Here is an 11198-nt window from a genome sequence, read left to right as displayed (position 1 = left end):
CCTGCGACGCCCGCGCCGAGCGCGGCGGTGAACTGCCTCCGGTTGGTGGTCATGGCTTTCCTGCACGGTCGTGCGGTCCAGGGGCGAACGTGTAGGGGTGGTTGCGGCTGGCAGTGGGCAGCGGGCCGGTGAACGCCTCGGCGTCCAACGCGATCCCGAGCTGCGCCGCCACCGCCGCCGCAGCCCGGCTGAACGCCTTGCCGTACGGCAGCGGTGCGGCGAAGTCGAGCACGCCCGCGGCGTCGAGCGCGGGGTCGAGGTGGTGCGGGTCGGTCCCTTCCCGTGTGTCGTGGCCCTCCCCGAGGGTGGTCGTGACAAGAGCACCACCGGGGCCGGTCAACTTCAGCACGGGTGGTGTGGTCTCGAAGAAGAACATCGTCACGACATCGTGCTCGCGGGCCAGGTCGAGCTCGATCTGGTCGAGGTAGCCCTTGGCCTGCGAGACCTCAGCGGCCATCGTCCACCCACCCAGCTCGGCGACGCGAACCCAGAACGGCGGGACGTGCAGGCCGGGGAGACCGTGCTCGCGCAGCGCCTGCCGCAGGGTCCAGTCGACGGCCGTCGCCGGGTCGAGGTCGAAAGCGCGCAGCACGCGTTCACGGCTCGCCCCCTTGGCGAAGGTCAAGCACCCCCCGAAATCGAGCAGTGGTCCCAGCCAGTTCCAGTCAGCAAGCGCCTGCGCCCCGGTCATCGCGACTCCCTCGTCGTCGTGGTCAGCCCACCTCGACCCAGCAGGGGTCGAAGTCGATCAAGCGGTTCGATCGGACCAGGTTGCCCAAGCTGCCGCCCACGCTGGAGTTCAGCTTGAATGGGGTGTGGCCGCGCACGCACGGCTCGTCGTCCCAACCGTTCTCGGGGGTGGTCGATGGCCAGTCGTAGGCCTCGACGGTCCCGGGCGTGCGGACGTGCTCCGCCCGCACCTGCGCGCACTGGCTGCCGCTGGTGACCGAGCCCGACGCCGCCGGGTTCTCGTGCACCGCATGGCCAAGATCTAGGCATGGACACCCGTTTCCAACGGATGCCCCACTCGTGGGGGTTCAAGTCCCCCCCTCGGACACACGCGCTATCTACACCGGGGCAGGCCGTCACATCGATGGCCTGCTCTTCTGGTTGGTAGACCACGTGCAGGTCGAGGTTCCGGTACAGCCTGTTGAGCGCTGGCGGCTTGCGTTCGTCCAGTGTGCGGGCCACATCCCCGAATGAGTCGATCATGGCGTAGATCTCGGCGGGGTCGAGTTGGTCGCCTTCACGGTGGTTGTCGATCTCGGCTTGCGCGGTCACGCGTTCGGCTTGGGCCTGGTTGATCGGCTCGACCAAGGCGGCGGGGTCCACGCCTGCGGCGATGGCGTCTTGGAGCTTGTGCAGGCGACGTTCTGCGTCTGCCCTGTGGGCCTTGGCGTTGGCGATGTTCGGGGCGATGGCGACCCCGGCTCCGATGTCGTCTGGGGCGATCAGGGTTTTCTGTTTGGTCCAACGGTCGAATACGGGTGCGGATGAGTCATGCGTCCGGCCGGGCGGCGATTCCGTCGAGGACCTTGCCGAGGTGCCGTTCGAACCGCTGGTCGCCGTCGTCGCGGAGGTGCCCGGCCTCCTTGACCAGTGACGCGCCTCCGCCCAGCCAGGCGTCGCGCAGTGTCGTGGAGTAGCGCGTCGGATCGGTTTCGGCTGATTGGCGTCGTTCCTGTTCCTCGATGACGAAGCCGACGACGAAGGCGGTGACCACGTCGACGGCGTCGTCGGCGTCGGCGGGCTTCCAGCCGGCTGCGGTCCAGCGTTCGAACAACGGCTCCTTCATGCGGACCACGTCCGGGTCGGTGATCCGGGTGCCGCTGAAGGTGCGGGCCCCGTCGCGGTGGAGCAGGTACTCCGAGCGCAGGACGCGGGCGTAGGAGGAGAGGTCGTCGCGCCAGCAGGCGCCGGGCGGTACCGCTGCGAGGGCGCCGGTCACGCGGCGCATGACCTCGGTGGCCATCTCGTCGAGCAGCTCCTGCTTGTTGCGCACGTGCCAGTACAGGGCGGAAGCGCGGACGTCCAGCCGGGAGGCGAGCGCGCGGACGGTGAGGCCGTCCATGCCCGTGTCGTTGAGGAGTTCGAGCGCCGCCGTGACGATCCGCTCCCGGGTGATGCCCTTGGTCATGGTTGACACCTTAACGGTGTTCAGGAACACTGGCCACACCGTTGAACTTAGTTAAGGAGAGCTCGATGCGCGCCGCAGTCGTCACCGCTCCCGATGTGCCACCCGCCTGCGCCGACTTCCCCGAGCCGACGGTCCCGCCCGGTCACGAGCCACTGCACCTCGTCGGAGCCGGCCTGCACAACATCGTCCGCGGAGTGGTCACCGGCCGGCACTACAGCCGCGGCCAGATGACGTATCCGCTGGTGCCGGGCATCGACGCGGTCGCACGCACCGGTGACGGGCGCCTGGTCTACACCGGATACGCGCGTCCGCCCTTCGGGACGATGGCCGAGCGGCTGTTCGCCCCGTTCCAGGTGGAGGTTCCGGCGGGAGCGGATCTGCTCGCGATCGCCGCGGGCATGAACCCCGGCCTGTCGGGCTGGATGGTGCTCGCCGCGCGGCGCAAGGAGGTGGGGGCCTTGGGCACCGTGCTGGTGCTGGGCGCGACCGGGATGTCGGGCAGCCTGGCGGTGCAGGGCGCGCTGGCCCTCGGGGCGGAGCGGGTCATCGCCGCCGGGCGTGATCCGGTGGCGCTGGAGCGGCTGCGCGGTGCCGGGGCGACGACGGTGTCGCTGGCCCAGGACGGGCCCGACGGCCTGGAGAAGGCCCTGGCCGCCGCCGTTGCCGAGGCGCAGCCCGGTCTCGTGCTGGACTACCTGTGGGGGCCTGTCGCCGAGGCTGCGTTCGCCGTGTTGGGGCGGGGCAGCGAAGCGGACACGGCCTACGCGCAGATCGGCTCGCTCGCGGGTCCGGAGGCGTCGCTGCCCGCGGACCTGCTGCGCGGTCGGCGCATCCGGATCACCGGGAGCGGCATCGGATCGGTGTCCCCGGAGGAGATGCTCGCCGAGGCGCCCGAGGTCATGGCCCGCTTCGCCGACGGGTCGATGCAGGTGCCCTACACCGCGTTCCCGCTGAGCCGGGTCGGTGAGGCGTGGGCGCACACCGGGCGCAGCCGGGCCGTCGTCGTGCCGGATTGAGTTGTCCACCGACCGATCGTTGTCACAGAGGGGAAGAGCCATGCGGAAGCGGGCACTGGTGGTGGGGCTCGGGATCGCGGGGATGTCCGCGGCCATCGGGCTGCGCCGGGCGGGGTGGACGCCGGTGATCGTCGAACGAGCAGCCGAGCGTCGGACGGGGGGCTACTTCATCTTCATGTTCCCGGAGGGTGTGCAGGCCGTGGCCGACCTGGGGATCGCCGACCACCTGCACACCCGCAACCCGGAATGGCGACCGGGTGGGAACTCGTGGTCGGTGGATCGCCGGGGCAGGCGGAAGCCGGTTCTGGGCTTGCTGGACGCGCCCAGCGGGCTGGCAGCGGTGCTGCGCGGCGACATCGAGGCCGCGCTGTGGCAGGGCATCACCGGCGACGGGACCGAGGACGCGGTCGAGGTGCGGTTCGCGACCACTCCGGTCGAGATCACCGAAGGCGCGGGCGGGGTACAGGTCCTGCTCGAGGACGCCTGCACCGGGAAGCAGTACTGCGAGGGCTTCGATCTCGTGGTCGGTGCGGACGGGATGCGCTCGAGCGTGCGCCGGATGGTGTTCGGTCCGGACGAGGACTATCTGGCGAACTGGAAGGCGATGATCTGCGCGTTCCAGTTGGAGGAGCAGGTGCCCTCCTACGAGGCGAGCGACAGCATCATCGTCTCGCGCCCGAGGCGTGCGATGTGGGTGTTCGGACTCGCCGACCACGCGCCCTGCGCATGGCTGACCTACCGCACCGAGGACATCCCGGACCGGTTCGCCAGGCCGTCGATCGAGCAGGTGCGCGCGGCCTTCTCCGGGATGGACGACGACCCCGTGGTGCGCCACGTCCTGGACTCCCTGGAAAAGGCCCCTGACCACGTGTTCGACTCGATCCACCAGGTGAAGATGCCCCGGTGGAGCAAGGGTCGGGTCGTGCTGGTGGGGGACGCGGCCTGGTGCACGAACACCTACTCGGCCATGGGCTCCTCGTCCTCGCTGCGCGGCGGCGCCGCACTGGGCGTGGCCCTGCGGGAGCACCCCGGCGACCTCGTCGCCGCTCTGGACGCCTGGGAGACCGGCCTGCGTCCCTACATCACCCGCCAGCGGCGCTCCGCACGGGTCAAGCAACAGCGGTTCGTCCCGTCCAGCCGTCCGGCCGAGGTGATGGTTTCGGGCGTTCTCGACCTGGTCCGCAGGGTCGTTCACCGCAGGCTGGCAGCGGAGTTCACCGCAGCAACGGCTGCTGCCCCGTCCGACACGGCGCGATGACGACCATGCGGAAGAGGGCGCTGGTGGTGGGGCTCGGGATCGCGGGGATGTCCGCGGCCATCGGGCTGCGCCGGGCAGGGTGGACGCCGGTGATCGTCGAACGGGCGCCCGAGCGGCGTACCGGAGGCTACTTCGTCGGACTGTTCCCGGAGGGCCTGCAGGCCGCGGTCGACCTGGGCATCGCCGACCACCTGCACACCCGCAACCCGGAACGGCGACCGGGCGGGAACTCGTGGTCGGTGGACCGCCGGGGCAGGCGCAGGCCGGCTCTGGGATTCCTGGATCAGCCCGGGGAGCCGGCAGCGGTGCTGCGCGGCGACATCGAGGCCGCGCTGTGGCAGAGCGTCACCGGCGTCGAGGTGCGGCTCGGGACCACTCCGGTCGCGATCACCGAGGGGCCTGCCGAAGTGCAGGTCCTGCTCGAGGAGGCCGGTACCGGTGCGCGGTACCGCGAGGGCTTCGACATGATCGTCGGCGCGGATGGGATGCGCTCGAGCGTGCGCCGGATCGTGTTCGGTCCGGACGAGGACCACCTGACCACGTGGAACGCGATGATCTGCGCCTTCCAACTGGAGGAGCAGGTGCCCTCCTACGAGGCGAGCGACAGCATCACCATTGCGCGCGCGAAGCGGGCGGTGTGGGTGTTCGGGCTCGCCGACCACGCGCCCACCGCGCTGCTGACGTACCGGACGACAGACATCCAGGAGCAGTTCGGCGGGTCACGGGTCCAGCGGCTGCGCTCGGTCTTCTCCGGAATGGACGATCCCGTGGTGCGGCACGTCTTGGACTCCCTGGAGAAGGCCCCTGACCACCTGTTCGACTCGGTGCACCAGGTGAAGATGCCCCGGTGGAGCAAGGGTCGGGTCGTGCTGGTGGGAGACGCGGCCTGGTGCGTGAACCTCTACTCGGGCATGGGTGCCACGTCCTCGCTTCGCGGCGGCGCCGCACTGAGCGCGGCTCTGCTGGAGCACCCCGACGACCTCGCCGCCGCTCTGGGGGCCTGGGAGGTCGGGCTGCGTCCGTTCATCACCAAGCACCAGCGCACCGCGCGGCTAAAGCAGCAGATGTTCGTCCCGTCCAGCCGTCGGGCCGAGGCGCTGCGTTCGGTCCTCCTCGGTCTGGTCCGCAGGGTTCGCGGCCGTCGGCAGGCGACGGAGGCGGGCGGTCAGCGAGCCTGGACGCTGTCGGGCCCAGTCGTACACCCTCGGCCCATGCCGACGCGACGGACTGGAGCCTGCCTACCGCGCGGAAGGTGTCAGGTCTTCCAGGGCGCGCTTCTGGCCGTGGGAGAAGATCACCGAGCTGCGGAACTGCACGACCTCCTTGCGGCTGCTGAGTTTGTCGACGAGGAAGCTGTGCAGGTGGGTCACGTCACCGACGCTCACGTGCAGCAGGAAGTCGTCGCCGCCCGCGAGGACGAACACGGCCATGACCTCGGGCATGGCCAACGCCTCGTCGTGGAACCTGCTGATCAGGGCCCGGGTCAGCGGGCGGATCTGGGCGAAGATCATCGCCTGCACCGGCCTGCCCAGTGACGCGAGGTCGACGTCGGCGTGGAAACCGGTGATCAGGCCGCGTGAACGCAACCGGCGAATCCGTTCGGAACAGGTGGAGGCCGCCACGCCCACCATCTCCGCCAGCTCACGCATGGGGATGCGCGCGTCCTGCTGCAGGGCACGCACCAGCTCCCGGTCGACCCGATCGAGGTTCGGATTTTCAGTCACTTTTCGAACATACATCAGCATCGGGCGTTCGGTTTCGAGCTATCATGGAAACTGGCGGCATGAGTCGAACAGATCTCGCATCCACCCTCGACCGCGCGGGTGTCGAGCACGAGGAACTGCACGTGGTCCGCGGGGCCCGCAGCGACATCCTGATCGTCGTGGCGGTGCACTCCACGACACGCGGTCCGGCGATCGGGGGTGCCGGATCAAGGCTTACCGGTCCGTTGGCGACGGCGTGGCCGACGCGTTGCGGCTCTCCCGCGCGATGACGCTCAAATGCGGGCTCGCCGAGCTGCCGCACGGCGGCGGCAAGACTGTCGTGGTCCTCGGTGACTCACCGCTGACGCCGCCGGTGCGCGAGAACCTCGTGCTCGACATCGCCGAGACGATCGGCGGGCTGGGCGGGCGCTATCGCACCGGGCCCGACATCGGTACCACCCCACAGGACATGGCGGTGATCCACCGCCTCACCCCGGGGTGGGCGTTCTGCCGTCCCGAAGCGCTCGGCGGCAGCGGCAACTCGAGCGCGGCCACCGCCCGCGGGGTCCGCGCCGCCCTCGACGCCGCGGTGGCGCGGGTCCACGGCGCCCGCGCCGTGACCGGCCTGCGGATCGGCGTCATCGGCTACGGCAGCGTCGGACGTCTCCTGGGCCGGTCGCTGGCCGCCGACGGCGCCGACGTGGTCGTCGCCGACCGGGACGACCGCCTCCGCGCGCAGGTGGAGACCGACGGTCTCACCTGGACCGCGTCAGACCTGCTGCGGCAGGACGTCGACATCCTCGTGCCCGCTGCCACCGGCGGACTGCTCAGCCCCGAGACCGTCGCAGGCTGCACGATCCCGTTGATCGTCGGCCCGGCCAACAACCAGCTCACCGGCGACGAGGTCGCCACCCTCCTGCACGAGCGCGCAATCACGTGGATACCGGACACGGTCGCGAGCGCAGGCGGCATCATCCACGCCGTCTGCCGCGAAGAACTGGCCTGCGACGAACCGGAAACCGACGCCCGCATCGACGCCATCGGCGCCAGGGTCGACCGGCTCCTGGCCCACGCCCGGACCCACGGAACCACCCCGCTGCAGGCCGCACACGCACTCGCCACTCGCCACCCGCAGGCAACGGCCTAAGAGCGGCTTCCCCTGCTGGCCCGAGGCAACGGGCGTTGCCCAGCACCGGCCTCGAGGCGGTGGGACACCACGAAATCGTCCTGCCCGCACGGCGACGACAGCCGGGCTGCGAAGTGGTCACCGTGCGGCGGTGGAGCGGTCCGGCCGGGCCGGTCCCCCGCACTCGCCTGCCGCAGCAGAGCCATGGCCGCCTCCGACGGTGACCCGGCGGGCGTCGTGCACACCACGACGGACTGCCCCGGCGAACGCGCGAGGACGAGGGTCTGCTGGGTGACGGTCACCGTGCCGACGACCGGGTGGCGCAGCTCGTAGGTGGCGGCGTCGCACGGCGTCACACGGTGGTCACCCCACAACGCCACGAACTCCGGGCTCTTCATCGTCAGCTCGCCGATCAACTCGGCGAGCAGCCGGTCTTCCGGGTGACGGCCGACGGCGATCCTCAGGTTGCCCACGACCGCGCGCACCTTGCGCCGCCAGTCCCCGTAGAGCTCCCGGCAGTGCGGGTCCAGGAACAGCATCCGACTCATGTTCGGTCGGCGCGCGGGGTCCTCCGGGCTCAGCGGGTCGACGTGCCCGGCGAGCAGGGCGTGGCCGAGCGGGTTCCACGCCAGCACATCCGTGCGCCTGCCGAGGACGAGCGCCGGGACGCCGTCGAGGGAGCGCAGCAGGTCCCGCGTCTCGTCGGCGAGCTTCTCGGGGCGGGGCCTCCGCGCCCGCGGTACCCGACGGGAGGCCCCGGCGAGGCGTTCCAGGTGGTCCCGCTCGTGGTCGTCGAGCAGCAGGGCGCCCGCGATCGCCTCGAGCACCTCCGCCGACGCGCCACGGGACAGGCCCTGTTCGAGCCGGGTGTAGTAGGACACGCTGACCCCCGCCAGCCGCGCCAACTCCTCCCGGCGCAGCCCCGCCACCCGCCTGCGCGGCCCGAGGTCGCGGAGGCCCACGTCTTCCGGGCGCAGCCTGGCCCGCCGTGCCTGCAGGAAGTCGCCGAGCGGGCTTGGTCCGTCCACCACTCCACTATCCACGCCTGCGGCACCGCCCAGCCACACCCTGCAGGGGGTAGGACAAGGCGGGGCTGGTCGGCGCGCGCGGACGCGATCAGGCTCGACCTGGTCAGGGCAGTCGCCCACCACTCACGAGGAGCGATCGTGGATCAGATCAAGCTGGGGGACGTGACCGTCACCCGCGTCAAGGAGTACTGCGGCTCCGTCGAGATGGGCCCCGCGGACTTCTTCCCCGACAGCCCCGACGGCGCCTGGGACGAGCACCGGAACTGGCTCGCCCCGGACTTCCTGGACGCGGGCACCGGCGAATGCCGCTCGGCCATCCAGACCTGGCTGCTGCGCAGCGAAGGCCGCACCATCCTCGTCGACACCGGGGTCGGCAACCACAAGGACCGCCCCTACGCGCCCGTCTGGAACCGGCTGGACACGGACTACCTGGACAACCTCGCCGCCGCCGGAGTCCGGCCCGAAGACGTCGACGTCGTCATCAACACCCACCTGCACATCGACCACGTGGGCTGGAACACCCGCCTCGACGGCCGGACCTGGGTGCCGACCTTCCCGAACGCCGAGTACCTGATGACGCGGCAGGACTTCGACTTCTGGAACCCGGCCAACAACCACGAACCGGTGCTGGGTCGCGGCAACCAGAACGTCTTCGAGGACAGCGTCGCCCCGGTGCACGAGGCCGGGCTGACCCACCTGTGGGACGGCTCGTACCGGATCGACCGGAACCTCCGGCTGGACCTCGCGCCCGGCCACACCCCCGGGTCGTCCGTGCTGACCCTGGAGTCGGGCGGCGACCGCGCGCTGTTCGTCGGCGACCTGGTGCACACCCCGCTGCAGCTCGTGGAGCCGGAGACCAACTCCTGCTTCTGCGAAGACCCGGCCGAGGCCCGGGCGACCCGCCACAAGCTCCTCGGCCGCGCGGCCGAGGACAACGCGCTGGTCTTCCCCGCCCACCTCGCAGGCCGGGGCGGCGCCGAGGTCGAGCGCGACGGGTCGAAGTTCGCCATCAAGGAGTGGGCGGGCTTCTCCCGCATCGCCTGAGCCCAGCGGGGCAGGCCTCCTGCCCCGCAACAACCCGAGAGAGGAAGCGCTTCCCGTGCCCCAGCAGGCAGAACCGATCGTCGAAACCCCGGTGGGCGCCGTGCGCGGTGTTCGTGACCGCTTCGGCGAGCTCTACCGCGCCGTCCCGTACGCGGCGGCACCCACAGGCGCGGGCCGGTTCGCGCCACCGGCGTCCCACCCGGGCTGGTCCGGTGTCCGGGACGCCACCGCGCCGTCGCCGACCGCACCGCAGCCTGCCCGGGACTTCGGGCGGCTCGACATGATCCCCTACTTCGGCCCGGGCTGGGTGCGCGGCGAGGAATACCTCACCGTCGACGTCCGCACGCCCGGCGCCGACAGCGGGAAGCGGCCGGTCATGGTCTTCGTGCACGGCGGCGGGTTCGTCACCGGCTCCACCCGCGCCGCGCTCTACGACGGCAGGCCGTTCGCCCGCGACGGCGTGGTGCTGGTGACGGTGAACTACCGCGTCGGCATCCCCGGCTTCCTCGACCTGGAGGGCGCCCCCGCCAACCGCGGGCTGCTCGACGTCCTCGCCGCGCTCGGCTGGGTGCAGGACACGATTGCCGCGTTCGGTGGCGATCCCCGGAACGTCACGCTGTTCGGCCAGTCCGCGGGTGCCACCATCACCGGAGCTCTGCTGGCGACGCCGGAGGCCAAGGGGCTGTTCCGGCGCGCGATCATCCAGAGCGGCAGCGGCACCGGCGCCTTCACCCCCGAGCAGGCGCACCGGGTCACCGCGGCGGCCGCCTGGGCACTGGGCGTGCCGCCCACGGCGGAGGCCTTCGCCGAGATCCCGGACGAGAGGTTCCTCGAGATCCTGCCGGATCTCGTGGGGATCGACCTGCGGACCGCGACGGCCACGGACCCGCTCGTCGAGCTGAGCCCGTTCTCCCTGGTCCTGCCCGTGCAGCCGGCCGACGCCCTGGCGGAGGGGCCTGCGGGAGAGGTCGACCTGCTCATCGGCACCAACACCGAGGAGGGCCACCTCTACCTGGTACCGCAGGGCAAGCTGGAATCCTCCACGGACGACGACGTGCTCGCCGTCGCGGCGAAGATCGACGCGGACCCCACCGCCGTCGTCGCGGCCCACCGGGCGACCCGGCCAGGGGCGACCCCGGGTGAGCTGCGCTCCGCGGTGCTGGGCGAAGGACTCTTCGGGGCAGGCACCGCGCGGATGATCGAGGCCCACGCCCGGCTGTCCGGTGGCCGCACCCACGTCTACTCGTTCGGCCACCGCTCGACGGCACTGGACGGGCGGCTGGGCGCCACCCACACGGTCGAACTGCCCTTCGTCTTCGACATCGCCGATGAACCGTGGCTGCACGACGACACCGGTCTGCTCGGGCCCGACCCGGCGCCCGCCGGGCTCGCGGCCCGTGTGCACGGCGCCTGGGTCGCCTTCGCGACCCACGGCGACCCCGGCTGGGCCGCGTACGACCCGCGGCAGCCTCACGCGGAAGCCCTGGGTGGCTGAAAGATCCATCAGGTCCGGCGCAATTGATTGCCGAGCGCTGGGCACCGGACGGTGACGCACCCGGACCGAGCCATCCAGGGAGACACCATGTTCAGGTGGCACAAGCAGCGCCCCGAGCTGACCGACTCGCTCAGGCTGGAGGCAGATCGACGACGCGCACCCGCCCCACCACCGCTCCCCATGCGCCTGATCGCCGGTGAAGGACGGCGTCGCATGCTGTTGGCCGAACGGGTGGACCACCGTCCGGTGATCCACCCGACATCGGGGCGTGGTAGCCGGTTCGCGCGGTGAACCGCTCGTGCTGTGGTTTCCGGTGAGCTGTGAAGAAGTGGTAGACCCTGTGCCGGGACACCGTGGTCAGGTGGGTCAGCCGCAGTGGCGGTTGGCCCAC

The 11198-nt window shown here is 71.2% G+C and carries 11 protein-coding genes and 1 pseudogene; 7 read left to right on the top strand and 5 right to left on the bottom strand.

Annotation, left to right across the window (positions count from 1 at the left end; genetic code table 11):
* Positions 1-49: 49 nt before the first annotated feature.
* Both UO65_RS24805 and UO65_RS24800 read right to left on the bottom strand, forming a co-directional pair.
* The gene (locus tag UO65_RS24805) at positions 50-691 is read right to left on the bottom strand and encodes a DUF6461 domain-containing protein (RefSeq protein WP_152551945.1); all 642 of its coding nucleotides are present in this window, start codon (positions 689-691) and stop codon (positions 50-52) included.
* A gap of 22 nt (positions 692-713) precedes the next feature.
* Positions 714-977, bottom strand: coding sequence for a hypothetical protein (locus UO65_RS24800; RefSeq protein ID WP_035286860.1), 264 nt, complete (start codon positions 975-977; stop codon positions 714-716).
* A gap of 259 nt (positions 978-1236) precedes the next feature.
* On the opposite strand from UO65_RS24800, the gene UO65_RS24795 reads away from it, so the two are divergent.
* The gene (locus tag UO65_RS24795) at positions 1237-1497 is read left to right on the top strand and encodes a hypothetical protein (protein WP_035286857.1); all 261 of its coding nucleotides are present in this window, start codon (positions 1237-1239) and stop codon (positions 1495-1497) included.
* 1 nt (position 1498) lies between these two features.
* Here UO65_RS24795 and UO65_RS24790 read toward each other — a convergent pair whose 3' ends face one another.
* On the bottom strand, positions 1499-2137 hold the full coding sequence (locus UO65_RS24790; RefSeq protein ID WP_035286854.1) for a TetR/AcrR family transcriptional regulator C-terminal domain-containing protein: 639 nt from the start codon (positions 2135-2137) through the stop codon (positions 1499-1501).
* A 65-nt stretch (positions 2138-2202) separates the two neighbouring features.
* Between UO65_RS24790 and UO65_RS37560 the strand changes: the two genes are divergently transcribed.
* The 3 genes and pseudogenes from UO65_RS37560 to UO65_RS24775 form a co-directional block, all read left to right on the top strand.
* Positions 2203-3153, top strand: a complete 951-nt coding sequence (locus UO65_RS37560) for a quinone oxidoreductase family protein (RefSeq protein WP_035286851.1) — start codon at positions 2203-2205, stop codon at positions 3151-3153.
* 40 nt (positions 3154-3193) lie between these two features.
* Positions 3194-4411 carry an FAD-dependent monooxygenase gene (locus tag UO65_RS24780; RefSeq protein ID WP_084176237.1) on the top strand — a complete coding sequence of 406 codons (1218 nt, stop codon included), beginning with the start codon at positions 3194-3196 and terminating at the stop codon, positions 4409-4411.
* Positions 4408-5367, top strand: a pseudogene (locus UO65_RS24775) (FAD-dependent monooxygenase); the annotation flags it as partial. The gene UO65_RS24780 and the pseudogene UO65_RS24775, both read left to right, overlap by 4 nt.
* 282 nt (positions 5368-5649) lie before the next feature.
* Here the strand turns inward: UO65_RS24775 and UO65_RS34955 are convergent.
* A complete protein-coding gene (locus tag UO65_RS34955) occupies positions 5650-6150 on the bottom strand; it encodes an Lrp/AsnC family transcriptional regulator (protein ID WP_084176240.1) in 501 nt (166 codons plus the stop codon).
* Here UO65_RS34955 and UO65_RS24770 point away from each other — a divergent pair.
* The gene (locus UO65_RS24770; RefSeq protein ID WP_152552249.1) at positions 6059-7261 is read left to right on the top strand and encodes a Glu/Leu/Phe/Val dehydrogenase dimerization domain-containing protein; all 1203 of its coding nucleotides are present in this window, start codon (positions 6059-6061) and stop codon (positions 7259-7261) included. The two genes, UO65_RS34955 and UO65_RS24770, sit on opposite strands and share 92 nt — an antisense overlap.
* On the opposite strand, the gene UO65_RS24765 is transcribed toward UO65_RS24770, so the two are convergent.
* On the bottom strand, positions 7258-8268 hold the full coding sequence (locus UO65_RS24765; protein ID WP_084176239.1) for a helix-turn-helix domain-containing protein: 1011 nt from the start codon (positions 8266-8268) through the stop codon (positions 7258-7260). The two genes, UO65_RS24770 and UO65_RS24765, sit on opposite strands and share 4 nt — an antisense overlap.
* Before the next feature lie 138 nt (positions 8269-8406).
* Here UO65_RS24765 and UO65_RS24760 point away from each other — a divergent pair, with 138 nt between their 5' ends.
* Positions 8407-9312 carry an MBL fold metallo-hydrolase gene (locus UO65_RS24760; protein WP_035286848.1) on the top strand — a complete coding sequence of 302 codons (906 nt, stop codon included), beginning with the start codon at positions 8407-8409 and terminating at the stop codon, positions 9310-9312.
* Positions 9313-9367: 55 nt separating this feature from the next.
* Positions 9368-10807: a carboxylesterase/lipase family protein gene (locus tag UO65_RS24755; RefSeq protein WP_035286845.1), complete on the top strand. Its 1440-nt coding sequence runs from the start codon at positions 9368-9370 to the stop codon at positions 10805-10807.
* Positions 10808-11198 lie beyond the last annotated feature (391 nt).

Origin of the sequence: Actinokineospora spheciospongiae, assembly GCF_000564855.1 — a bacterium.
Lineage (GTDB): Bacteria > Actinomycetota > Actinomycetes > Mycobacteriales > Pseudonocardiaceae > Actinokineospora > Actinokineospora spheciospongiae.
Note: the sequence above shows the minus strand (reverse complement) of the source record. Positions and strands in the feature narration are given on the sequence as shown.

Bases quoted from the DNA above. Each gene is read 5' to 3' on its own strand.
- UO65_RS24805 (WP_152551945.1), bottom strand. From the start codon at position 691: ATGACCGGGGCGCAGGCGCTTGCTGACTGGAACTGGCTGGGACCACTG.
- UO65_RS24790 (WP_035286854.1), bottom strand. From the start codon at position 2,137: ATGACCAAGGGCATCACCCGGGAGCGGATCGTCACGGCGGCGCTCGAA.
- UO65_RS37560 (WP_035286851.1), top strand. From the start codon at position 2,203: ATGCGCGCCGCAGTCGTCACCGCTCCCGATGTGCCACCCGCCTGCGCC.
- UO65_RS24780 (WP_084176237.1), top strand. From the start codon at position 3,194: ATGCGGAAGCGGGCACTGGTGGTGGGGCTCGGGATCGCGGGGATGTCC.
- UO65_RS24770 (WP_152552249.1), top strand. From the start codon at position 6,059: ATGGGGATGCGCGCGTCCTGCTGCAGGGCACGCACCAGCTCCCGGTCG.
- UO65_RS34955 (WP_084176240.1), bottom strand. From the start codon at position 6,150: ATGTATGTTCGAAAAGTGACTGAAAATCCGAACCTCGATCGGGTCGAC.